This is a genomic window from Desulfopila sp. IMCC35008, assembly GCF_010646885.2.
In the GTDB taxonomy this organism is placed as follows: domain Bacteria; phylum Desulfobacterota; class Desulfobulbia; order Desulfobulbales; family Desulfocapsaceae; genus Desulfopila.
In genome coordinates, this window is the sequence record NZ_CP050700.1 from 4,819,584 (window position 1) to 4,843,080 (window position 23,497).

General features: G+C 49.2%; 21 protein-coding genes. 16 read left to right on the plus strand and 5 right to left on the minus strand.

The genetic code is table 11. From position 1 onward, the window contains the following. Positions 1 to 2 precede the first annotated feature (2 nt). From GA520_RS20745 to GA520_RS20765, 5 genes are read right to left on the minus strand one after another with little or no spacing between them, the layout of a single operon-like run. Positions 3 to 599 (minus strand): hypothetical protein, encoded by a 597-nt coding sequence (locus GA520_RS20745; protein WP_163337493.1) that lies wholly within the window; start codon positions 597 to 599, stop codon positions 3 to 5. A gap of 1 nt (position 600) precedes the next feature. Beyond that, positions 601 to 1,851: a DUF6638 family protein gene (locus GA520_RS20750; RefSeq protein ID WP_163337494.1), complete on the minus strand. Its 1,251-nt coding sequence runs from the start codon at positions 1,849 to 1,851 to the stop codon at positions 601 to 603. Position 1,852: 1 nt separating this feature from the next. Next, positions 1,853 to 3,817 carry an AAA family ATPase gene (locus GA520_RS20755; protein ID WP_163337495.1) on the minus strand — a complete coding sequence of 655 codons (1,965 nt, stop codon included), beginning with the start codon at positions 3,815 to 3,817 and terminating at the stop codon, positions 1,853 to 1,855. After that, positions 3,804 to 4,949, minus strand: a complete 1,146-nt coding sequence (locus GA520_RS20760) for a hypothetical protein (protein WP_163337496.1) — start codon at positions 4,947 to 4,949, stop codon at positions 3,804 to 3,806. The genes GA520_RS20755 and GA520_RS20760 overlap by 14 nt, the downstream gene beginning before the upstream one ends. 28 nt (positions 4,950 to 4,977) lie before the next feature. After that, the gene (locus GA520_RS20765) at positions 4,978 to 6,300 is read right to left on the minus strand and encodes a hypothetical protein (RefSeq protein WP_163337497.1); all 1,323 of its coding nucleotides are present in this window, start codon (positions 6,298 to 6,300) and stop codon (positions 4,978 to 4,980) included. Positions 6,301 to 6,985: 685 nt separating this feature from the next. Between GA520_RS20765 and GA520_RS20770 the strand changes: the two genes are divergently transcribed. The 16 genes from GA520_RS20770 to GA520_RS20845 all read left to right on the plus strand — a co-directional run bounded on the left by GA520_RS20770 (position 6,986) and on the right by GA520_RS20845 (position 23,478). After that, positions 6,986 to 7,186 carry a cold-shock protein gene (locus GA520_RS20770; RefSeq protein ID WP_163337498.1) on the plus strand — a complete coding sequence of 67 codons (201 nt, stop codon included), beginning with the start codon at positions 6,986 to 6,988 and terminating at the stop codon, positions 7,184 to 7,186. Between the two features lie 255 nt (positions 7,187 to 7,441). Next, the gene (locus tag GA520_RS20775; protein ID WP_163337499.1) at positions 7,442 to 8,020 is read left to right on the plus strand and encodes a response regulator; all 579 of its coding nucleotides are present in this window, start codon (positions 7,442 to 7,444) and stop codon (positions 8,018 to 8,020) included. A 66-nt stretch (positions 8,021 to 8,086) separates the two neighbouring features. Continuing rightward, on the plus strand, positions 8,087 to 8,515 hold the full coding sequence (locus GA520_RS20780) for a universal stress protein (RefSeq protein WP_163337500.1): 429 nt from the start codon (positions 8,087 to 8,089) through the stop codon (positions 8,513 to 8,515). A gap of 101 nt (positions 8,516 to 8,616) precedes the next feature. Then, positions 8,617 to 10,077, plus strand: coding sequence for a bifunctional (p)ppGpp synthetase/guanosine-3',5'-bis(diphosphate) 3'-pyrophosphohydrolase (locus GA520_RS20785; protein WP_163337501.1), 1,461 nt, complete (start codon positions 8,617 to 8,619; stop codon positions 10,075 to 10,077). 138 nt (positions 10,078 to 10,215) lie between these two features. Continuing rightward, on the plus strand, positions 10,216 to 10,704 hold the full coding sequence (locus GA520_RS20790) for an Hsp20/alpha crystallin family protein (protein WP_163337502.1): 489 nt from the start codon (positions 10,216 to 10,218) through the stop codon (positions 10,702 to 10,704). Between the two features lie 38 nt (positions 10,705 to 10,742). Next, a complete protein-coding gene (locus tag GA520_RS20795) occupies positions 10,743 to 11,957 on the plus strand; it encodes a cyclopropane-fatty-acyl-phospholipid synthase family protein (protein WP_163337503.1) in 1,215 nt (404 codons plus the stop codon). A 48-nt stretch (positions 11,958 to 12,005) separates the two neighbouring features. After that, the gene (locus tag GA520_RS20800) at positions 12,006 to 12,206 is read left to right on the plus strand and encodes a cold-shock protein (protein ID WP_163337504.1); all 201 of its coding nucleotides are present in this window, start codon (positions 12,006 to 12,008) and stop codon (positions 12,204 to 12,206) included. A gap of 134 nt (positions 12,207 to 12,340) precedes the next feature. Beyond that, a complete protein-coding gene (locus tag GA520_RS20805) occupies positions 12,341 to 12,709 on the plus strand; it encodes a response regulator (protein WP_163337505.1) in 369 nt (122 codons plus the stop codon). A 159-nt stretch (positions 12,710 to 12,868) separates the two neighbouring features. Continuing rightward, entirely contained in the window at positions 12,869 to 13,939 is a 1,071-nt protein-coding gene (locus GA520_RS20810; protein ID WP_163337506.1) for a glycosyltransferase family 4 protein, read from the plus strand. A 2-nt stretch (positions 13,940 to 13,941) separates the two neighbouring features. Beyond that, on the plus strand, positions 13,942 to 16,107 hold the full coding sequence (locus GA520_RS20815) for an amylo-alpha-1,6-glucosidase (protein WP_163337507.1): 2,166 nt from the start codon (positions 13,942 to 13,944) through the stop codon (positions 16,105 to 16,107). Positions 16,108 to 16,165: 58 nt separating this feature from the next. Then, positions 16,166 to 16,927, plus strand: a complete 762-nt coding sequence (locus GA520_RS20820) for a protein-L-isoaspartate(D-aspartate) O-methyltransferase (protein ID WP_163337508.1) — start codon at positions 16,166 to 16,168, stop codon at positions 16,925 to 16,927. After that, a complete protein-coding gene (locus tag GA520_RS20825) occupies positions 16,924 to 19,338 on the plus strand; it encodes a hypothetical protein (RefSeq protein ID WP_163337509.1) in 2,415 nt (804 codons plus the stop codon). Before GA520_RS20820 ends, GA520_RS20825 begins: the two co-directional genes overlap by 4 nt. Before the next feature lie 22 nt (positions 19,339 to 19,360). Next, positions 19,361 to 19,765, plus strand: coding sequence for a DUF2784 domain-containing protein (locus GA520_RS20830; protein ID WP_163337510.1), 405 nt, complete (start codon positions 19,361 to 19,363; stop codon positions 19,763 to 19,765). A gap of 70 nt (positions 19,766 to 19,835) precedes the next feature. Beyond that, positions 19,836 to 20,783: a M28 family peptidase gene (locus tag GA520_RS20835; protein WP_205749236.1), complete on the plus strand. Its 948-nt coding sequence runs from the start codon at positions 19,836 to 19,838 to the stop codon at positions 20,781 to 20,783. A 167-nt stretch (positions 20,784 to 20,950) separates the two neighbouring features. Then, positions 20,951 to 21,400, plus strand: coding sequence for a CBS domain-containing protein (locus tag GA520_RS20840; protein ID WP_163337511.1), 450 nt, complete (start codon positions 20,951 to 20,953; stop codon positions 21,398 to 21,400). 119 nt (positions 21,401 to 21,519) lie between these two features. After that, positions 21,520 to 23,478, plus strand: a complete 1,959-nt coding sequence (locus GA520_RS20845; protein WP_163337512.1) for a Clp1/GlmU family protein — start codon at positions 21,520 to 21,522, stop codon at positions 23,476 to 23,478. The last annotated feature ends 19 nt before the right edge of the window (positions 23,479 to 23,497 follow it).

Consider the following 23,497-nt stretch of genomic DNA (forward strand, 5'->3'; position numbering starts at 1 on the left):
GCCTATTTTCCTTTCTGAAATGACCTGAGTGCCGCAAGGGCTTCTGCATCCTGCCTGGCCTTTTTCTCCTCATCGCTCATACCCTTATCCGCTTCATCCACCTCAGTCACCGGTGATGTATCGGCCTCTGTATCGGCAAGCGAATCCTCCACGGAATGATACACCTCATCAATGGAACGCTGTATTTCCTGCACCGGGTCTATCTTGCCTGTCTCGATATCGTCGATAGTCTTGATAGTTTTCCTGAAAAATCGAGAGATCAAGTTAAGCAGGAAGCCGCCAAACCAGAATCCGAGGAAAATGATCGGGGTGCCAATAAAAAAGAGCAGGATATTGACGCCATTATCCAGCGAGTTGAAATTCCAGGTAAGAACACTGATAACAATATCAAACACCACGGCAGCAGTCAGGCGCGTCCCCACATTCTGGTTATAGACAAAACCCCTGGTCACCTCCGCTTCGGTGATCTCCTGGCGGTGTCCGAGATTATAAAAAAAGAGGTATATCTTGCGCAGCAAGAACTTGCCTTCCTTATCGAGGATATAAAACTGTGAGGCCAGGACAAAATAGACCAGAATCCATATCAATAATGTATCCATCTCATATTCTCCGGTTGAGGTAGTCTACAATCCAGTTCTTCTTACACTCGGAATAGCTTTCATACTCCCGGTAAAATCGATTTTTGTTATACCGGAACAGGCGAATGGGGTCGCTCGGGTCAATCTCCGAAAGCAATTGTTCTATAACAGGCCTGTACACTTCGTCAATTCGGTGATGGGGACGTGACAGACAGCTGTTCAACCCCATACTCAAGGAAAAAGAGAACACATTCTCACCCGCTGCCAGACGTTTCTGCAGCCTCTCCAGTTCGAAGTAGAGTCCTGGAATGTCATCACTATGCCGGGCGATAAAGTTCTTCTTTTTAATTTCCGGCCAGTTCAGGTAATTCTTTTCAACTGCACAGATATACTCGGCCAGGAGAACTTCCTTTTTTTGCTCCAACAGGTCCGGATTGTCCTTATATTCCTGGAGATCTACCCGTACATATTTTTCCCTGGTTAACTTGAGGAGCAGTGCGGAATCGGCAATCGAGGTCAGCCTCATCACACGTTGATCCTGCCCCTCTGCCTGTAAACGATCCCGATCCCTGTAGACAATAAGCGGACCTTCCCGCCCTGTGCCCCGGGCCTCGTTGAAGATATAGACACCACCCAGCGCTTCAGTGAAAAAGATATCCACATCGGAGTAAACATGATCCTCGATTAGCACGTTACGATTGCGCAGATCCCCATAGAGTTCTCCTGAGTTAATGAGCTTTTGCCGCTCCTCCTCATCTTCCCAGAGGGTGTCGCTCTCCATGAACCGTTCCACCAGCTTCTTCTGTTGCCGGCAATTTTCGATAAGACCCCCGGGGGTCTCTGCCTTCATCACGAAAGCGTCCACCAGCAGGACATCCTCAATGGAGGAATAACGGGATACACCATTGTCCAGATCCACACAGAGTGCATCCGTAGTGTTTATATCCATTATCTGGGATGCATACTTCTCATAAATTCCATCGATCATCTGCCTGTCAAAAGAGTGATACGGAAAATAAACAGGTGCATGCCGCTGATTGATGCTGACAATAATAGCAGTGGGGTTGGCAAGCGAATGGGTCAGGTAATAGGTGCTGCCCTTTTCTTCTGCAACTTCCGGGCTCCAGCCAATCATATCCACCGAGAACCGCTTCAAGGTGGTCGGTGTCAACCCCATCATCTCCAGGGCACTGTTGTACCGTGCAACCATCTCGTCGGTTGCGATCTCTATCAAGCCACGGCCGTGCAGGCCCCTGTTCCTGAGCAGTTCCATATCAACCCGCCATGTTCCCCTCGAGACGGCGTCGTGCCTCCCGCTCAACCTTATACTCTTCAACCCGCTGGGCAACCTTGCTCTCGAACTCCCTGTCGACAATCATCGCCATATTGTCCAGATAACGAACCACCTCCTGAAAGCGGATGGTGGCAAACGACAATCCCTGCATATTGTCCATCATCAGTTCACGGAGCATTCTCAGCTTTTCGTCATAGCCCCTGGCAAAGAAGCGGGCATGATCCGCCATCCATTCCTCAGGAAAATCAAAATCGGTCAAACGGGTGTTGACCGCTGATTGGATGTTACGCACATCACGCGAGGTAAAACCCGGGAACTCTCTCTTGGTATGGTGGTAGAGCTTTGCGAAAAAGAGATGTTCATCAAGTTTGTGTTCACCGAAGGTCCGTTCTATGATCTGCTGAATCTTGTAAACACGGGAATCGCTCTGGGTCGCCAACTCTTCATTGATCTGCCCGACAATGTCCTGGGCGGACATAAACTCATAACCGGATGGATCCTGCATTTTCACAAAACCGGGAACCATTTCTTCATAGGCCCGCCACCAGATGTAATCCTGGTCAAGGAAGTCCTCAAGACTGACCGCCCCCTCGATAAGCGATCGTTTCTGGACTCGTGACAACACGGCCTTATCAAGCGTTTCCGGCAGATTTGTATAGATCTGGATTAATCGGTTTCCCCGTTTTGCAGCCGAGGCCCCTTCCGTATTGACCAGAAAGCTTTCCACCACCTCGATGACACCGGCCGACGTCCCCCGCGCGCCCCGGTCACGTAATTTACCGTCACCGTCGTCTATTGGGGCATAGATTATGCTGTCCTGGCTGTTGGTTGAGCGAAACCATTTTTCCATGTTCTCGCTACTGCCACCCTGGTAGGTGGAGACAACCGTCTGGGGAATAGGATGATAGAGGAAATTGATACCAAGATCCGTACATCGATCACTCAACTCGGTGGCCGTAGCCGAAATACCCATACTTTTACCGGTGCCAGGAGGACCATACTCCATGGTCACGGAGGGGAAGCCGCCCAGCTCATTCACCGGGTTCATCTTCCGTTCCACGTCATAGCACATCAGGAACTGAATGGTCCGTTTCGAGCTGTGCTTATACATGGTATTACCGACGATCGCCCCCCACTCGATCCGGTTGAAATCGACACTGCCGGTCACCCTCACACCCGGCACTGAAAACCCCTCAATGGTAAAATCTTCTCCCTCAAGTTTGTACTTCTTGCCTTCGAATGCGTCAGTGTACTTGAGCGACCCCTTGATAAACTCGATCTCGTCCAACACATCCTGGTAATAGAGGAGCGTGGTCTTCACGAACTCCAGGGGGGTTTTCACACTCTCGGCAGTCGTATAAAATCCATGGTAGTAGACCATATAGTTGAGGGAGTGGATAAAATTAGCGAGGTGCAGCTCTTCCGGAAGGCCGGGAAGCGTTATCCTCACCGAGTCGAGTTCCTCGTTCTTATAACGGCCCAGGCAGGAAACAATGTAGTTCGCAGCAACAAACATCAGGACCGCAGAGGTTGTGGTATTCTTCTCCCGGAATTCCGTCTGTGCCTCGGGATTATTCTTGAGCGCACCACGGGCCTGTTGCTCCTTTAAAGTGTAGAAGTTGGATGCCTTTGAGAAAAGGTTGGCCGCATGCATGCCAAGGGCCAGCCCTTTGCGAACAACATCCAGGCAAAACGCCACATCGGGATCATAAACGAGCAGACTGTCATCACTGAGTTGCCTGGCCTTGTCAGCAATCTGAACAACCTCTGGTGAAGAGGAATTGGCGATATTTTTTATAATGTCATGGGGTGTTGCCTCACGCAACCGCTCCATCTTGACGCGGGGATGCCAGGACACTCTTTTCAAGAGAGACGATGCCTTCTTTACCTGGTCAGCTATTTCATCCTGATTTATCGGCAGGTATCCGCCATTACTCGACTCCATTGATACTCCCGTTTCGTGTAAATGAGATGACTTTGAAATCCTTATAAAGGTCCTTAAGGTGCTGGTGCAGTTTATAAGGCATGACCACACTCTTACGGATAAGGGATGCCTTCTGCTCTTCCAGCTCGTTAAATTCGCTATACTCTTCGACATCCGTCGGTTTTGGAATATAGAATCGTTCCCTTACCCGCTCCCCTTTCAAAATTTCGCCAAGGGTATCGCGGTCCTGGATAACGGTCTGGCCAATGGAAAAGACAAACTGCTCGGTCACATGGAAAACAAACCGCTTGCCCTCATCACCGACCTCCAGAACCCGGCTTATCTCATCTTCCAGATCGACGGAGAACGATTGTGAATAGAGAGGTCCGATACAGATCCGCTTAAGCATCTTCGGGTGAACATGTTCCAGCCGCTGATCGATGGCCATGGCCACCAGGCCCGCTGCCGGGGCGCGGGACCCCTCGGAGCGTATAACCTTCATGAACTCGTAATAGGCCTCTTCGCTCTCGTGCAGGCTTGGAGCCTCCCGGTCCTGTTCGAAATCGAGGAGATAGATATAAGGTCTGTTTGTTTTCTTATCGTAACACCCCCAGAAGTAGAGGTATTTCCTTTTTTCGGTGGTGCCGTCATCCTTTTTAATTAAGCGTCCCTCGTTGAAGAAGAGGAACAGTTGATCACGGTCCAGCCCTTTACGGTACTCATTCTCCGCCATCCGGGCAAACAGCTCGCGTGGCGATCGACCCTGCAGTAACGCGGTCACCATTTTCTCTTTTAGAGACGTACTCTCACGCATAAGACCCAGACAATCCTTACGGGCCCGCAGATCTGTCTCAAGGAGTGCTATTTCATAGAAATTGACGAACCCTGAATCACTTTTATCGATCCGCAGCCGGTCGGTCTCGTGAAACAGGTATTTTCTGCGGAGAAGGTTAAAGGTATATACGAGTTTACGGAGATAGAAGAGCACAATCCAATGTTCCTCATGCGCCTCCTGATCCCTTTCCTTCTTGAGTTCATACAGCTTTTCAACCGCTTTGAACGCAGTAAGGGTCTTGGCCATATACCTGATCTGCTCGTCCCACTCTTCAAGAGAGACCAGGTCATGGATAGAGTAATCGTCCCAGCCCAGCATATGTCTTAAGGCTCCCGAAAACCAGCCGTTATTGAGTCACACCGGGGGCCGAATCATCGCCACCGTCAGCATAGCTGAATTCCGAAGCGCTCAGCGGATCAATTCCGTAATTCCGGATCATCTCTTCCCGGAGCGCGGCCTCATCCTCGCTCAATTCAGCGGCGTGTCGGGCAAGGGCGCTGGCAACGTTGGCGCGCCTGCGTATCTGGTCCGGTGTCAGTTTCATCTTCTCAATATAGGCCTTATCGGATGCCACGATGATTTTTGCCACATTCTCCATCTGCCGGGCATTCTTTTCATCGGTCATGGTATCGACATTCTGGGCGATTTCCTGATCCGCAGCCGCCTTCAGCATCTCCAGGTAGGACTGATCTTTCACCAGATCCTCCTGCAGTTTTGACTTCAGCGTAGCAATCCACATCTGGTGGTTGGAGAGCAGTTTCTGCTGAGCCTCCTCGTGTGATTCATGCTCCTGGATCGACTTGGTCTTTTCATCAAGGACAGCCTGGGCGACTTTCAGTTTCCCCCTGTTCTCCTGAAGCTCCGAACGTAACTGGGAGACTTTTTCCACCTGGGCGGAATGCTCGACTGAACCGGTCTCAAACGAATCGACAGCCAACTCTTCATTCTGCACTTCCATCTCAAGCTGCTCGACCGTCTCCAATAATTCACCGGCCATGGCTGAAGCCTCTTTCTGCTGTTCAAAGGCCTTGCCCTTCCTCGCCTTGATCGACTCAAGCTGGCCACGGATGGAACTGGTCCGCTCAGTCATGATATCAATGGTTTTCTGCCCCATCACCTGAATTATATTGAGGGTCTGCTCAATATCTGCCGACATCAACCGCTCGCGTTTCATTTCCTCAACCTGGCGCGTGGAACTTTCCAGCTTGCTTTTGGCCTCATCAAGCATGCTCTGTGCATCACGCACCTTGCCCTCCTTGCCCCAACCAAGACCGAGAAAACCGTTATCCGTTTTCACCTCCTCAAGGCGCTTCTCCGCAGCCTCCAGAACCTGCCTTGCGAGATCAAGAATTTTCTTTTCCTCTTCAGAGTTTTCAACAAGCGCCTGAAATTCCTTATCCATGCTGTCGATCAGCACTTTCATACCGTACACGGCCTTGGCCATATCCTTTTCGTCATTCTGAATAGACTGACGGATCGAGTCGAGCTTGGCACTGAGTATTTCTTCACGTTTCAGACGTTCATCCTCATCTGAAATTTTGGCAATCTCCACTTGCTCCTGCTCTATCTCGGCAAGCTTGGTTGCCACATCCACAGGTCCCTTTGCCATGGTATCAAGGTTTTCGGTGGTATCATCCAATAAACTGGAAAAGAGGTCTTGCTGGCTCATGGTGCGTATCTCCGTATAGTTTTTTCAGTGGGCTCAACCAGATTTCACTGTTCAAATCGACATGTTCATTGCGTAACACATTGAGGCGGCAACGCTCCCCCTCCATACACATTTTCGCCGTCACCACATGCTATACAGGACAATGAGGAAAGGCAAGAAATTTTGCAACAATTACAAAAACCTAGACATACACGGCCAGAGACACTGAAGTTACAGGAACAATCACGACAAGAGAGACATATGAAAAGGTTCGTACCGACCCAATCTTAAATCGCAGGTTTTCAGACGATCACCCCTCCCCTTCCCAAGGTATCTTTTCACCGTGGATATCTCAGAAAAAACCGGGAAAAACGCACAAAAAAATAACTAACGAAGTTCATCAATTCACGCTCACAATACGGTATTTATCTACCGTATTTCTTCCAAAAGTGCAGTATTGCTTTTCATCTTTCTTTCCCACAGAATATCAACTGTAGAGTAGGTAATTATCTATTTTGAAAAAACAAATCAAAAACCTGCATTGAAAAAGATGCTCAATACAACCATAGAAAGCGTCAATGCTGGTGACTGCTGGAGGTACAATAATCAAATTACTTAACAGATCGTTATCATACGTCAGGTACTTACAGGCCCTTGACCGGGTTAACAATGCTGGATTTCAAATTCATTTGCAGGAGAACAAGCAATGCCAGAAGGAACAGTGAAGTGGTTTAATGAGGCTAAAGGGTATGGTTTCATCGAGAAGGATGACGGAAGCGACATTTTTGTGCATCACTCAGCTATTCAGGTGGAGGGCTTCAGATCTCTTTCCGAGGGTGAGCGTGTGAGTTTCAAGGTTGTAGAGGGCCCGAAAGGCTTTGCTGCCGATCACGTCATAAAACTCTGAAAACGAGACAACAGAGAGCCGTCGCTTTGCGGCAAGAGTATCTATTTTGAGACAGGAGGCACCAACCCACTGCGAATCGTTGCCATAAATCTTCGACTATCCATATGAAGAGGGTTGGTGCCTCCGCCGTTGTACCATCTTTGACAGATAGCCAACCACACGCACTATCGGGAAATTATCACAGGGAAAATGTAACACCTCGGGATGTCAACAAAACAGAAGGCAGGATTTCCTCAGGTTGAAGAGATAAATCAGATGCATAATAAAACCATTCTGCTGATTGATGATGAAAAACCGGTCCTGTTATCGCTTGGCAGCTTACTCAAGAGACATTCCTTCTCCGTACAATCCGCCACAAGCGGTGAAGATGCCCTGGCTCAATTTCGTTCCACCTCTTTTGACCTGGTCATCACCGATATTGTGATGGAAGGAATGAGCGGGATAGAAGTTTTGCAGGAGATCAAGAAAATTAATAATGAAACAGGTGTCTTCCTCCTCACAGGATATGGCAACCTGCAGCTGGCAATCGATGCAATTCGTGCAGGTGCAGATGATTTTTTTCTTAAGCCCTGTGATACAGAGGAATTGCTCCTGAAAATGGACCTCTTTTTTGAAAAACAGGACGCGCTCAGGAAAATCAAAATTTATGAGAAGTATCTACCGATTTGTGTGTATTGCAAAAGAATCAGGGATGACAGCGGTACGGAAATTGGAGAAGGGAAATGGATGCAGATTGAAGAATACCTTTGTCGAAAAAGCGGCTCGGGCTTGACGCACGGTTGCTGCCCTGAGTGCTTCAGCGAGATTATGGCCGAGATGGAGACACCAAAGTAAGGCCAGTCCTTTTTGCTGGAAAGAGACCCTTCAAATGTTTTCTACTGCCGCAGGAGGTTTCGCATCATGGAAATAGAGAAAATCCTTGTCCCCTTTGATGACTCCGAACATTCAGTAAACGCTGCGAAATACGCGCTTTATCTGGCGAAACTCGCCGGAGCGCACGTGACTATAGTGAACTGTTACGGGTGGTCAAGTTATATCTCTGAAGTGCCGATCTCACTCATGAAGGAGTTTGAGTGGACACGGATGAAGGAGGCAGAAGCTATCGTGAAAAAAGCAGGGGATATTTTTGAGGGGCAAGGAGTCGAGTATGCACTTGAAACGATTTATGGTTTACCAGGCCCGGTGTTGGCCAGACAAGCGGAAAAAAAAGAATATGACCTGATAATAATGGGTTCCCACGGACATTCAGATATTGCAGGTTTGTTCCTCGGCAGCGTAACACACAAAGTGCTCAACACTATTTATTGTCCGGTCCTGATTGTACCGTGATACCTATTTCGTTGCCTGAAACGGCAATACATTTTTCTGATTCCAGATGCAGCATACGAGGGGGAGGCAGGCAGCAATTCTGGTATTTGCAGGAGGCAAGCATGGAGAACGAAACATCAGAGTCAGGATGCCAAAAGGACCTTCTCGTAACTTTGCAGCAGAACTACACCCGTGAAGAGTGTAGCTTTATTCATGAAGCCCTCGAGCTGACCAAAGACAAACTTCCTGAACCTTCATCTCTCATAAAGGGGGTCGCACAGGTTCTTGTTGACCAGAAAGCTGCCCCGGATGTGATCGTTGCCTTCCTGACAGCTCCCCTCCTGTGGGGTCGGTTTATTCCCCTTGCTGTTGTTACCAAAAAGTTTGGCAGCAATGTATCCTCGCTTCTGAAGCACTTTGCACCACCTCAATACCGACCAGGAACATTTTCCAGTACGGATTGCACTGAAAATATTCAAGCCTTGTCGCCCCCCCTCTCCGGGCACACGAACCAGGTCCTCCTTGCACTGGCAATCATCTTGTTTGAACTGCAAACCATTATTATCAAAAGACAACAGTACAACAGGGAAAAAGTCGAAGACATTCTCTGGCTCGCAGTACAGCTGGCCAGCAAACACAGTTTTCGGACGTTACGTAGAAACCTGGAAGATACGGCCTTCAATATTTTTAATCCGGAAGTCTACAATGCTCTCAAAAGTCAAGTAGCACCTCTTTCGGCAGAAGACGAGAGATGCCTGGTGATCCTGAAGAACACGCTGGTTGGTTTACTTAAGCAAAACGGTATTGCCGCAGATATTCAGGGGCGAATCAAAAGCCTTTACAGTATTCACTGCAAAATATGTCATTCAGATAAATCTCTCGAATCAATCATGGACCGTATTGGGCTTCGCATAATTGTTACGACGGTCCCAGAGTGCTATCGGGTGCTGGGGCTTCTGCACGCACATTTCCAGCACATCCCCGGAAGCTTCGATGATTATATAGGTTTTCCAAAGAAGAACGGGTACCAGTCACTTCATACCTGCGTATATCCTGTGAGGGGTATTGCGTACAAACCTATAGAGTTCCAAATCAGAACGATATGCATGCATAAAGAAGCCGAATACGGATGCGCAGCACACTGGCAGTACAAAAGACAGGAACAGACCGCATCAACAACTGAACGACCTCAACCACTCCATAATTGCTCTACCAGCAAGGAGGATTTCTTGCGTTTCCTTTACCGGAGCTGTCATAAAAACAATATTGTCATTTTCGGAAGAGAAGGGTTGATACATCATCTTCCTGCCCATTCGACTGTCGGGCAATATCTCAGGGAAGCCGGCATCAAGGTTTCACCTGAAGATCTCATAATGGTGAATAGAACCCTTACAGACGAGAGATACGTCCTGAAAGATAACGATTCTGTCGAAGTTGTTTGGGCAAAATCGCGAGGGGAAAGAACGGCAAAACAAATACACCATAAAATGGCATGGAAAGCAAGCTCTGCCGGAAGGCTCAGCACCCCGGCCAGGGCGCAGGTGAATAATCCTTTGTCCTCGATGCTTGTCATCATGTTTTAGCCTGCCGGAAAGCAAGTGGCACAGGAGAAAGGCCTCCAGCAGGCTGCAATTTTCCTGATGTCACAGTTCATGCCCCCCCCAAAAGGGGTTACTAGAAATTGCCGTTATTGGTTGAATAATCTCAGGAGGAGACATGAAATGAAAGACCAGAAAAAAAAGAAGGCCAATATCGTCGTTAAAAATACCCCCTATGAAATGTCTCCGTTCAGAGAGATGGAACACTATTTTGATGATTTTTTCCGTAATCCGTTCTCGCTCTTAAGGCATCCGATGTGGTCAAGAGCTCAGGAGACAGCCAATACTATTGTGACGCCTGTCGTGGATATTTTTGATGATGGAAACGAGATGGTGGTAAAAGCAGAAATTCCAGGGGTCACAAAAGAGGATCTCAATGTTGATATCAGTGAGAATAGCCTGACCATCTCGGGTGAGAAAAAGCAGGAGCAAAAGATCGACAGACAAAACTACCACAGAGTTGAATGCTCTTACGGATCGTTCTCCCGCAGCTTCAGCTTACCGGACAGTGTCATTGGCGACGAGGCCAGGGCGTCTTTTCAGGAAGGGATTTTAGAGATACGAATACCAAAATCCAAAACGAGTAAAGTGAAGAAAATCACCATCGAATAACGTAATCCACTACTCTATCAGAGACGTGAGGAACTGCGATGCGCAAACAAGGAAAAAACGCTCTTCAAGCCATTTTTTGTGACGCTCTTGACCGAAACGATCATGCTGATTTTAAAATCATATTCTGGGACGGCAGGGTGCACAAGGTTGGGAAAGGCGATGACTTCACGGTCTATTTTAAAACGAAAAGTGCTCTGAAAAAAGTGCTTCTTGACCTGCCGCTTGGATTTGGTGAAGGCTACATGAATGGGGATATTGAAATTGAAGGTGACCTCAGCCAGGTTGTCAACGTTGGCCTCTTATCGGATCGGCTCCAGGACAAAAAACCTACATCCCTGCTGAACTCTGTCGCTCTCAACCTGCTACAGAGGAACAACAAGAAGGCAGATAAACGAAACATCGCATACCATTATGACCTTGGTAACGATTTCTATAAATTATGGCTTGATTCGAAGATGCTCTATTCCTGTGCTTACTTCAAGGACGACAGAGATTCCCTGGAACAGGCGCAAATCCAGAAAATAAATCTCTGCTGCCGGAAGCTCCAACTACAACCTGATGAACATTTGCTTGATATCGGCTGCGGCTGGGGTGGTCTGCTCATCAATGCTGCAAAACAGTACGGCATCCGCGGTGTGGGTATTACACTTTCGAAGGATCAACTTGCATATGGAAGGGATCAACTCAAAAAAGAGGGCCTTCAGGGTCGTGTCCAGCTCAAATATATGGACTACCGGGATCTTCCTCTATTGAACCAGACATTTGACAAGGTTGTCTCTGTTGGCATGTTCGAGCATGTGGGTAAAGCAAATATGAACCGGTTTTTAAAAAATGCCCGAAAGGTGCTGCGCCCCGACGGCCTCCTGCTGCTCCATACTATTGGCAAAACGCTGGAGGAGCCGACCAATAGCTGGATCAGGAAATATATCTTCCCGGGATGTCATCTGCCGGATATTGGTTCAATTCTTACAAACACAACCCAACACGGTCTCAGCTTTATCGACTGTGAGAACATGCGTATACATTACAGCAAAACCCTCGATAGCTGGGGGCTGCGTTTTGAAGAAAATGAAACACGAATTCGCTTGATGTTTGATGACCGTTTTATCCGAATGTGGCGATTATACCTTGCAGGTTGTTCCGCTTTATTCAGGCTTGGAAAATTACATGTATTCCAGTTTTTATTTTCAGCAGGAGTACGAAACGATCTGCCGTTGACCAGAGAATGGATGCTTGAGGATTCCTCGCCATAAGCCCCACACAGCAGCTTTGAACGATCAAATAAATAGGGAGAACGAGCAATGCCAGAGGGAAAAGTGAAGTGGTTTAATGAGGTGAAAGGATACGGTTTCATAGAGCAGGATGATGGAAAGGAGATATTCGTGCACCACTCTGCAATTCAGGCAGAGGGGTTCAGGACCCTCAACGAGGGAGATCGGGTGCAGTTTGAGATCAAGTCAAGCGATAAGGGTCCGTTTGCAGACCATGTAGTAAAGCTCTGAACGAGCAGACACGTATCTGCATGTTGTTAAATTTTGTTTTTTTCATGAATGAATGAGATGTAAGTGTGGCAGAAGAAGAGTGCTTTCACTATGGAGCGGCCTGATAACGTTTTCATCCGCTCAGGGGTTGATACATGCATAACCAGACTGTCCTGCTTATTGAGGATGACACAACGGTTCTGAAGATAGCCTGCGTCATGTTAACACGTCTCGGCTACTCGGTGCTTACCGCGGAGGACGGTCTTGAGGCGATTGAGGTCTTTCAGCGTCATAAATACGAAATACGTTTGGTACTCAGTGATTTTGCCATGCCTCACCTGGATGGGATGAAGACACTTCAGGAATTACGGAAAATTGTTCCAGGTATCCCGATGATACTTGCCAGTGGGCATAGCGAAGAGAATGTAATGAGAGGCAGCTTCAAAGAACGGCCAGCCTGTTTCCTGCAAAAGCCCTACAATCTTCAAGCGTTAAAGGATGCAATTGACCTGACACTTCGATAGTACATCTTAACCGGTGAATCACCTGAGATGTCAGGGGTAGACTGACAACCCGGTGCACTGAATCAATGCCGCCAAAAACTTTACTTTCGGCACCACCGGAACTGAGGGCAAAGCAGGGTTCGTTCTTTGATAGTAGTATTCTCCGAGGAGGTCTTTGATATGAGAATAGCCCAGGTTGCACCACTGCACGAATCCGTCCCCCCCAGGTCTTATGGCGGTACAGAGAGAATCGTCTTCTTTCTAACTGAAGAGCTCGTCAAAAAGGGGCATGATGTCACGGTCTATGCCAGTGGCGACTCTTTCACGAGCGCAAAACTGGTACCCACGATAGCTCAATCACTTCGCTTAAACCCATGTTGCAACGACATGGTGGTACCGCATATTCTGCAGCTCGAACGACTTTTTCAAGACAACGCTCATTACGACATCGTCCACTTCCACACAGATTACCTCCATTTTCCGTTTTCCAGAAGGTTCCTGCCAAATCAGGTCACCACATTGCATGGCAGGCTCGATATCCCCGAACTCACCATGATTTTTAACGAGTATAGCGACATGCCGGTTGTCTCGATATCTGATAATCAACGTCTCCCTTTACCGATGGCTCATTGGCAGGGCACCGTTTACAACGGTATTGACGCACCACCGTATACATTCCAACCTGATCGCGGCCGGTACATGGCGTTCCTTGGCAGGATCACACAAGAAAAAGGAATCAGGGAGGCCATTGAAATTGCTTTGCGCTGCGACACGGAGTTACGCATCGCCGCCAAGATCGATCTGGTCGAAAATGTCTATTACAGAGAACATATAGAACCCTATTTTGATCATCCTCTTATTACTTATGTCGGGGAAATCACGGAACTCGAAAAATCCGCGTTTTTAGGAAATGCCGCGGCCCTGCTCTTCCCCATTCAATGGCCGGAACCATTTGGGCTGGTAATGATAGAGGCACTCGCTTGCGGCACACCGGTGATTGCTTTCAATAAGGGTTCTGTTCCGGAAGTACTCGAAAACCTGATTAACGGGTTTATCGTTGACTCTGTTGAGGAGGCGGTTGCCGCAGTCGGCAGATTGGGCGCAATAAGCCGTCACCGCTGCCGGGAGTCCTTTGAGAAACGTTTCACGGCCTCCAGGATGACTGAAGGTTACCTGGAGGTGTACCGTAATCTATTGACCCTCAGCCATGTATTGCCCCGTCAGGAGGCCCAGGCTGATATGCGGGGGTAGCGATGAAGGACGTCATCCAAATAGACGACTATTGGTATATAAAAGCGGGCTCTTCCAGAGCCGACCTGCAGACCCGGGTCCTCAAGAACAATGAATCTTTCGCCATCTTTGATCGATTCGGGGATATCCATCGTATCGGTGTTGGAGAACAGGGGCTATTCTATGAAGGGACCCGACACCTGTCTCATTTCGAGATGCTCATAAATCAACGGCAGCCAATGTTGCTGAATTCATCAACGTCCCATGACAATATCCAGCTGGCAATCGATCTGACAACGGCTGATATGTACGAAGACGGACAGCTCTATATGGGTAAGGGAAAGGTGCATATTTTTCGTTCAAAACTGCTCTGGAATGATCAGTATTACGAGCAGATTCGATTCACCAACTACGACACCCAAAACTATTCATTCCATATCGGCTTTACAGTGGATTCAGATTATGTGGATATTTTTGAAGTACGAGGGATGGAGAGAAAAAAGAGAGGGGATAAACAAGCCACAGAGGTGTACGCAAACAGGATGAGGCTGAGCTATAAAGGGCTCGATCGCAGGATGTATCAAACAGTGGTCGAATTTGACCCGCCGCCTGCACGCATCAGTGACAATCAAGCATACTATTCCATATCACTTGACCCCCAGGAATCAAAAGAGATACAGATAACCGTCTCATGTACGAACCGGCAGGAAACCAAAAACATTCTTCCATTTGCCACAGCATATACGCATTGCCGTGAAAAATCCATAAACACCCGTACGACGTTTGTCGATATCTTCACTTCAAACGAACAACTCAATGATTGGCTGGTCCGCTCTGCCGCTGATTTGCGATTGTTGATTTCAGATACCGAACATGGTTTATATCCATACGCCGGCATACCATGGTTTTCTACACCGTTTGGCAGGGACGGGATAATTACAGCCCTCCAGAGTCTCTGGATCTACCCGGACCTCAGCCGTGGTGTGTTGCAATTTCTTGCCCATCACCAGGCGACCGAATGTCTCCCCGAAAGTGACGCCGAACCCGGTAAAATCCTGCATGAGATTCGCCAGGGAGAAATGGCGGCCTTACAGGAAATTCCCTTTGCAAAATATTATGGAAGCGTTGATTCGACGCCCTTGTTCATCGTACTGGCTGGGCGTTACTTTGAACGGACCGGAGACCTTGCGACCGTAAAAAGACTTTGGCCCAATCTTCTTGCTGCTCTTGACTGGATCGATAAATCCGGTGATCTTGATAATGACGGCTTTGTTGAATATGAGAGAAAATCTACTTCAGGAATTCTGCAACAGGGTTGGAAAGACTCTGACGACTCTGTTTATCATGCAGATGGTTCCAATGTCAGTGGACCTGTCGCACTCTGCGAAGTACAGGGGTACGTCTACGAAGCCAAACTGCAAATGTCAAAGTTGGCGGGGATTCTTGGCCATCCCGACATGTCCATACAGCTGGATGCTGAGGCAGCCGCTTTAAAGGATGCATTTCATGAACACTTCTGGCTTGAAGATCTTCAAACCTATGCCATAGCACTGGATGGTGAAAAAAAACCCTGTAAAGTCCGCTCTTCCAACGCCGGACATACGCTTTACTCAAATATCGCCCGGGAGGATACTGCTCAAGCCCTTGTCCAAACCTTGCTCTCGCCAAAATCATTTAGTGACTGGGGCATACGGACCATAGCAGCAGGAGAAGCCCGTTACAATCCAATGTCCTATCATAACGGCTCTGTCTGGCCCCATGACAACTCACTTATAGCTATGGGAATGGCTCAATACGGATTCATGACTGAAGCGTCAATCGTCCTTACTGGTCTGTTCAATACGGCAATCGAGGTTGATCTCCACCGGCTGCCCGAACTGTTCTGTGGTTTTCATAAGCGCCCTGAGCAGGCACCTACTCTTTATCCGGTGGCTTGCAACCCCCAGGCCTGGGCAAGTGGCGCTGTATTTATGATGTTACAGGCAACCCTTGGTTTAACATTTTCTCACCAGAAACCAGAGATACGATTTACACGGCCTTTTCTGCCGGACTATATCGATTCACTTCGCATATTGAACCTGAAAACCAGCAATGGTGAAGTCGATCTTGAGATCCGGCGCAATTTTCATGAAGCCGGTGTTCATGTGGTCAGAAAGGCCGGAGATGTTGAGCTCGCCATATTGATGTAAGCATATTGGCACAGACTCTTTTGGTGATGCAGGCTCCATCTGCCATCTGGAGGAGGATATGAACCCAATTCGGCGCATTTTCCCAGCCAACCCCCGAAATATCACCACTTTCACAACGATCATCACCGTAGTGCAAACTCTCGTGTACCTTTTTCTTGTAATACCTCTATCAGCGTCAGAGGTATCGACAGTTGTGCCGGAGCAGAAGGTGCGGAAAATGCTTGCCACTATTCAGTCCTATGGCATGAAGGATCAAACGGTACTCGACGCAATGGCACGGGTTCCCAGACATCTGTTTGTTCCTGAAAAATACCGGGAATACAGTTATCATGACTCACCTCTTGGGATCGGTTACGGGCAAACGATTTCCCAGCCCTATATCGTCGCTGAAATGACCAGGTTGCTTGATCTCACCGCGCATTCCAAGGTTCTGGAGATCGGCACAGGATCAGGCTATCAGGCTGCCGTACTCGCCGAGATAAGTAGCCAGGTGTACAGTATCGAAATAGTAGAACCACTCCTGGAGCGAGCCAAAAAAAATCTGGCCGCCGCAGGGTATACCGGCATCAGGAGCCGCCACGGTGATGGCTACTATGGTTGGCCCGAAGCAGCTCCATTTTCTGCCATTATTGTGACCTGTGCCGCAGGCCATATTCCTCCGCCTTTACTGGCCCAGCTTGAGAAAGGAGGTCGAATGGTTATTCCTGTAGGGAAGCGTTACGGGACCCAATATCTTATCCTGGTAACAAAGAATATGGACGGCACGATTTCCAGCAGGAATATATCACCCGTTCGCTTTGTGCCCCTGGTACGAAAATGACTGACAGACGTCGGTGGGTACAACGGCTGGTACTTTTCCTGACCTCAGCAGTGATCATCCTCGCAGAACTTGCATTGATGCGTGAACTTGCCCTCAGGTTCTGGGAGCATCTTGCCTGGTTGGCGATCTGTATAGGCTTGCTCGGGTTCGGCATCAGTGGCACTGTGCTGATCCTGGTTCATCGTTTCCTGCGTATACACCGCCAGACGCTGCAATACTATGCCCTTATTGGGCTGGGGCTGAGTTTACCGGCCTCTGTCCGGCTGGCCGATACGATTGAGCTGAACCTTATCCAGATGGTCTGGCAGCCGACGATGATGTTAGGTATCGGGAAACTGGAGCTGGTTCTCGGCATCCCATTTCTATTTGGTGGCATGTTTATCGGATTGGCTCTGGAAGACCAACCCGATAGCGTGGGCGGGCATTATGCCGCCAACTTCCTTGGATCAGCTGTCGGTGGTCTTGCTGCCCTGCCTCTGATGTTTGTGATTTCACCACGACTGCTCATCCTGCTTGGCGGCTGCACGGTCCTGGCCGGTTCACTGCTCCTGGTACAGCGACTCCCCCAGCTGGCGGCCTGGATGATAGCGGTGCTGGTTATGTCGATTCAGTTATTCCTGGTTCCGCATGCTCCCAGAATTTCAGAGGACAAGGATATCGTCCAGATAAAGGCCATGGCAGACAGCAAAACCGTGACCCGCAGATACAGCCCGCAGGGCATGATCGAACTGATGGAAGCACCTGCATACCACACAGCACCAGGAGTGGCCTTGAACTATGCCAGGGCGCTGCCGCAACAGACATTGATTGTCATTGATGGCCAGGTCACCGGCAGTCTTTACGCGATATCCTCAGTTCACGATTATGAATTCATGGACCATACCACCATGGCGCTTCCATATGCCATGGGTCCTGTCGAAAAGGTTCTGATTGACCATGATCCCGGGGCCGCTCAGTTGGGACTGGCACTTATTCACGGCGTAGAGGACATCAGAGCCGTTACCGGTAACTGGCTGTTTATGAAACTGATGAACAGTACCTTGGATATGACCGGCACTAATACGTATATTGCAGACCAGGTTACACTGGTTACCGGAACCTTACGTGAACAACTGCGAAAATCATCTAACAATTATCCCCTTATTGTTTTGCCCACTGTGGGCAAAGATCCTGGGGGATTGTCCGCAACTGAACCGGACACGCGCATGACCATTGAGACGATGCGTTTGTGTTTTTTACATCTTCGCCAGGACGGTTTGTTGAGTGTCAGCACGGCTGCGTACCAACCACCCCGGGAAAGCCTGCGGCTCCTGAATTTGTTCGTTGAACTCCTGCATGAAAATAAGCTGGATCCGGCAGCACATCTTGCCATGATCCGTAGCTGGTCGACAGTGACCATTGTAGCAACCAAGAGTCCACTGACCCCGGATCAGTTGGCAACAACTCGTCTATTTTGCCGAAACCGGGGATTTGACCTGGTCTGGCTTCCGGACCTGAACGAGGAGGAAACCAACATTTTTCACCAACTTGAAGCGGATGTCTTTTTTCACGGTGCAAAATCACTGGTGGGAGAAGAACGCAACCGGTTTGTCGATGAATATTTTTATAAACTCGCGCCTCCGAATGACAACAAACCTTTTTTCAGACACTTCAACCGATGGCCGACAGGTGATAAACAACTGAGGAATGTAGGCAGATATGGCCGAACCTATGTCGAGGTTGGTTCCCTCCTGCTCACAGCTGCATTGATACAGGCTTTACTTCTGGCACTGATTTTTATTGTACTGCCGCTCATCCCCGTAATCGGGCTCCCGGGAGGGCGTACTGATCAGCTAACTGTCCTGGGCTTTTTCAGCTCTCTCGGATGTGGTTTTATGCTTCTGGAAATTGGCCTGCTGCAACGATTAACCGTATACCTCGCTCATCCGGTCTGGGCTTCAGCGACGGTTCTCTCAGGATTCATGCTCTTTGGTGGTATTGGCAGCAGTATCAGCTCCGTTATCCACAACAGGTTACCTCAGATTCACTTGAGAATAACAGGTACCGTGGTGGCTGTGGCGATTATGCTGCTACCGGGGATCGATTGGATGAGTGGCTGGACTGAAGGTTTTGCACTGACAGGGCGCATTACCGTGGCGTATCTATTCATTGCCCCCCTGGCAACAGTTATGGGGATGGTTTTTCCTCTAGGACTGAGACGACTTGGTATGGCTCAGCCGCACTTAATTCCCTGGGCCTGGAGTGCAAACGGGTTCACCTCCGTTCTTGGTACTCTCCTTGCCCAGGTGTTTGCAATGCGATGGGGTTTTGACACCGTCGTCTGGCTGGCCATCGGCTGCTACGCCCTGGCTGCTATGTGCAGCCAGAAATTGCCGGAAGATCAAACATTGAAAGCACAACGATTATGCTGAAACAAAAGGGAACTGTCACAGCGTGAGAATCTATAGCATACTTGCAGACCTGGTACTCATTTTCCACACCGGTGTTGTCGCCTTTAACCTGCTCAGTCTGCCAGTCATAATTGTCGGCAGGCTATTCAGAAGAGAATTCATCCATAATCCCTGGTTTCGCTACTCCCATCTCGCATCTATGGCAGTGGTTGTGTTGCTTGCAGTGTTCAATAAGATATGTCCCCTGACAGACTGGGAGGGAAAGCTGCGTTCACTCGAAACTACAGGTGTTGCCTATAGGAAGACGGTAATCCAGCAGTGGGTGGGAGAATTCATATACTATGATTTTGCCTGGGGTACCGTAGCCTTAGCCTATTGTATCTGGTTCATAGCCATACTCGTCACTTTATGGTTGATACCGGTTCGCCGCCAACGAACCCCCTGGTAATATGTTAAAATATAAAGGTATCAAATGGATAAGAGCACGTTACTGGCTCCCTGTTCTACCTCTGGTTTTTATGAGCAGCCTCTTTTCATTTATCAGCATGCCCGGAACCTCCTTTAACGGTCCGTTACCACAACTGACGCCTCAGGAGCACCTGAGTGCCGGACTGTTGGCTGAACATGTCCGTGTTCTGGCAGATGAGATCGGCCCCCGCAACATCTGGGAACCACCGTCCATGGCTACCACTGTAAGCTATCTCAAGAAAACGTTACGCTCTATGGGCTATCAGGTAAACATTCAGGAGTTCAGTGCCTACAATGTCATCGCGCAAAACCTCGAGGTCGAAGTCCGCGGTACCAGGCAACCTGAAGCTATAGTGGTAGTGGGGGCTCATTATGATACAGTCGCTCACTGTCCGGGTGCAAACGATAATGGCTCTGGCGTCGCCGTCCTGCTTGAGTTGGCACGCCTGCTGGCAAAAAGCCTGCCGGAACGTACCATACGCCTGGTGGTCTTCGCCAATGAAGAGCCTCCCTTTTTTTACAGCAAGTCCATGGGCAGTCGCCACTATGCCAGAAGGTCTCGTGACCGTCGGGAGAATATTGTCGGTATGCTTTCCCTGGAAACGATGGGTTATTTCAACGATACACCGGGCAGTCAGCATTACCCTTTCCCCTTCTCCTTCTTTTACCCTGACACAGCTGATTTTATTGGTTTTGTCGGAAACATCAGATCCCGTAAGCTCGTAAGGCAGAGCATCACTGCCTTTCGCACTCACGCCCTGTTCCCGGCTGAGGGACTGGCTGCACCCGCTTTTGTCACCGGTGTTGGCTGGTCCGACCACAACTCTTTCTGGAAGGAGGGTTACCCGGCCATCATGATCACGGATACCGCGTTCTTTCGCTATAAAGCCTATCACACGGTGCAGGATACTCCGGAAAAACTCGATTATCAGCGCCTGGCCAGGGTGGTAAAAGGTCTTGTCCCCACCATCGTGGACCTGGCACGATTACAACCCTGATAATGGTTTTGTCTCACAGCGCTCTATTATGCTATAATCAGTTAGGCAACTGTGCATTTTCAGGACTCAGGGAACTAGTTACCGACCCCGTGCAAGCCGTACAGCCTGTTCATGAAAAAGCTGCCAGCGGATGGGGTTCCAGTTAACCTTTCATAAGGGACGGGACAATGAGCATAGGTGAAATTTGCAATCGCATGGTGGTTTTCGTCAAGAAGAACGACTCTATTCGCGAAGCAGCTGTAATTATGCGTAAATATCATGTGGGTGATGTCGTGGTCATTGAGGAACGAGAGGACGAGCGTTTTCCAATCGGCATCATGACTGATCGGGATATCGTGATTCAACTTACGGCGGAAGATGTTGATATTGAAGCTGTAACAGTTGGAGACGTAATGAGTTTTAACTTGGTAACAGCCCGGGAAGACGATGATATTATGGATACTATCAAGAAAATGCGAAGCAAGGGGATTCGTCGTATTCCGGTAGTCAATAATCGGGGAGTTCTGCAGGGCATACTGACATTCGACGATCTTGTAGAACTTCTTTCCGAACAATTAATGGATTTAACAAAACTCATTACGGGAGGACGCAATCGGGAATACCACAAACGACCATGACCTTGCCGGTATGGTCGCTTGTGGGGCACAATTTTTGGGCCCGACCACACAACGTCCCTGTATTCACAACTGCCTCAACAAATCTGCGAGTTCTCGTTAAATATCCGGGATAAACGCGTATGCACGCTGTGGATATACCAACAATCGGACAGAATTTCCTTTCCACCCTCACAGTACGGCTTCAGCCATACCGTCGCATCCTGCTCTGGGGAGAACCGGGTACAGGCAAATCAACCCTCGCGGTAGAGCTGCTGCGTCATATGAGTCTGCAAGCTCACCCCTGTATGCTTTTGGAGCTGGATCCCGGGACTCCGCCATTCGGTGTACCTGGTGCTGTCAGCATCGCCCATATGAACACGGGTGAACTCCTGTGCCAGTATATGCTGCCTCTCTGCACCCTTAACAGTGCCCGTTTTCGGCTTCCGTTGATCGTCGCTGCCCGAAATTTACTGTTGACCGCACAATCCCACAATGACGGATCGACGCTTCTGATCGACCCACCTGGCATCGTCAAGGGCGTCGGTGGCGCCGAGCTGCTGCTATCTCTTGTGGAAACACTTGCGATCGAGGCTCTACTCATCTTGTGCAAGACGTCTGATCTGCCATTAGAAAATGAACTTTCCGCACTCTCAGTGCCACTTTTCCGCGTTTCTGCATCAGCTGCGGCCAAAAGACCGACAAAAACAGCACGAGCGAAATCGAGAACCAAGCTGTGGGATCAATTTCTGGCTTCAGCGAGAAGAGAAGAATGCGATCTCCAGGCAATGCATCCTATCGGGACCCCACCACCCAACGACACGCCGGATGCCTGGCTCGGCAAGCAGGTGGCTCTGTTGGATAGCGCAGGAAATTTGGTTGCCATGGGGGAAATTGTTGGATGTACCGCCAATCAGTTGACCGCCAGGATTGTGAGAAACAGCCCTGCCCAGGCAACAACATTGCTGATACGTGATGCGGGACGCAACGAGGCAGGGCACCTCATCACGGTGCCGCCTCCCTCTCCACGTACACATACCACCCGGCGTGTCCCAGGAGATATGGGGATTGCCTACCGGCCAGCTGACGCCCGCAGCCAGCCACTCTCAATCCATATGGGAGCCGCCTGGGCGACCCTGGTCGGAGGGGTTTTCGAGGATCCGCTTCTGCACGTACGGTTACGCAACCAGAAACGGAGCTTTCTCTTTGACCTCGGTGCTCCTGCCCGTTTGCCAGCCAAGATCGCCCATCAAGTCGAAGCAGTGTTTCTCAGCCATGCTCACCTTGACCATATCGCCGGTTTTATCTGGTTTCTCCGATCCCGACTTGGCCCCTTCGGTCCCTGCACAATCTTCGGCCCGGATGGGTCAATTGAGCGGTTCGAGCATTTCCTCAACGCTATCACCTGGGACAGGATTGACGATAGAGGACCAATGTTCATCGTTGCCGAAATACGTGAGAACGAACTCATACAGGCACAACTGCAACCCGGCAGAAAAAGAGTCTCTCTGCCATCAAGGACAATAAAAGATGGTATCATCATTGCAGATGACGACATCAACATACGGGCTGCAATCTGTGATCATAATATTCCCTCTATTGCCTATGCACTTGAATTTGTCCGGGGAATCAGTATCAGAAAAGACAAACTTCGCAAGCTGAACCTGAATTCCGGGCCCTGGCTCGGGCAGTTGAAGAAATGCATCTCTTCACAATCAACCGACGTATATATTGACCTGCCCGACGGCTCAAAACAAACAGCCGGAGAACTGGCAAAGCTGCTGGCAATTATTACCCCCGGCAAGAAGCTTGCGTACGTAGCTGATATGGCTGACACTCAAGAGAACCGCAGAAAGGTCGTTAAACTTGCCCATGGAGCTCACACCTTATTTTGCGAGGCAGCCTTTGCCAAAGCGGACCAGGGCAAGGCAGAGGCTACCCAGCATCTCACAACCATAGCCGCCGCAAGGATTGCAAAAAGTGCAGGGGTCAAACAACTTGTTCCTTTTCACTTCTCGAAAAGGTATGAATTCAAACCGCATCTGCTCTATGAAGAGATCTGCTCAGAAGCTGGCAATGTCTGTATTATCTGTGCCACATGAAGCTGCAGCGACGGCGAAT

Coding starts and splice junctions, on each gene's coding strand:
- GA520_RS20745 (WP_163337493.1), bottom strand. CDS start 599: ATGGATACATTATTGATATGGATTCTGGTCTATTTTGTCCTGGCCTCA.
- GA520_RS20750 (WP_163337494.1), bottom strand. CDS start 1,851: ATGGAACTGCTCAGGAACAGGGGCCTGCACGGCCGTGGCTTGATAGAG.
- GA520_RS20755 (WP_163337495.1), bottom strand. CDS start 3,817: ATGGAGTCGAGTAATGGCGGATACCTGCCGATAAATCAGGATGAAATA.
- GA520_RS20760 (WP_163337496.1), bottom strand. CDS start 4,949: ATGCTGGGCTGGGACGATTACTCTATCCATGACCTGGTCTCTCTTGAA.
- GA520_RS20765 (WP_163337497.1), bottom strand. CDS start 6,300: ATGAGCCAGCAAGACCTCTTTTCCAGTTTATTGGATGATACCACCGAA.
- GA520_RS20770 (WP_163337498.1), top strand. CDS start 6,986: ATGCCAGAAGGAACAGTGAAGTGGTTTAATGAGGCTAAAGGGTATGGT.
- GA520_RS20775 (WP_163337499.1), top strand. CDS start 7,442: ATGCATAATAAAACCATTCTGCTGATTGATGATGAAAAACCGGTCCTG.
- GA520_RS20780 (WP_163337500.1), top strand. CDS start 8,087: ATGGAAATAGAGAAAATCCTTGTCCCCTTTGATGACTCCGAACATTCA.
- GA520_RS20785 (WP_163337501.1), top strand. CDS start 8,617: ATGGAGAACGAAACATCAGAGTCAGGATGCCAAAAGGACCTTCTCGTA.
- GA520_RS20790 (WP_163337502.1), top strand. CDS start 10,216: ATGAAAGACCAGAAAAAAAAGAAGGCCAATATCGTCGTTAAAAATACC.
- GA520_RS20795 (WP_163337503.1), top strand. CDS start 10,743: ATGCGCAAACAAGGAAAAAACGCTCTTCAAGCCATTTTTTGTGACGCT.
- GA520_RS20800 (WP_163337504.1), top strand. CDS start 12,006: ATGCCAGAGGGAAAAGTGAAGTGGTTTAATGAGGTGAAAGGATACGGT.
- GA520_RS20805 (WP_163337505.1), top strand. CDS start 12,341: ATGCATAACCAGACTGTCCTGCTTATTGAGGATGACACAACGGTTCTG.
- GA520_RS20810 (WP_163337506.1), top strand. CDS start 12,869: ATGAGAATAGCCCAGGTTGCACCACTGCACGAATCCGTCCCCCCCAGG.
- GA520_RS20815 (WP_163337507.1), top strand. CDS start 13,942: ATGAAGGACGTCATCCAAATAGACGACTATTGGTATATAAAAGCGGGC.
- GA520_RS20820 (WP_163337508.1), top strand. CDS start 16,166: ATGAACCCAATTCGGCGCATTTTCCCAGCCAACCCCCGAAATATCACC.
- GA520_RS20825 (WP_163337509.1), top strand. CDS start 16,924: ATGACTGACAGACGTCGGTGGGTACAACGGCTGGTACTTTTCCTGACC.
- GA520_RS20835 (WP_205749236.1), top strand. CDS start 19,836: ATGAGCAGCCTCTTTTCATTTATCAGCATGCCCGGAACCTCCTTTAAC.
- GA520_RS20840 (WP_163337511.1), top strand. CDS start 20,951: ATGAGCATAGGTGAAATTTGCAATCGCATGGTGGTTTTCGTCAAGAAG.
- GA520_RS20845 (WP_163337512.1), top strand. CDS start 21,520: ATGCACGCTGTGGATATACCAACAATCGGACAGAATTTCCTTTCCACC.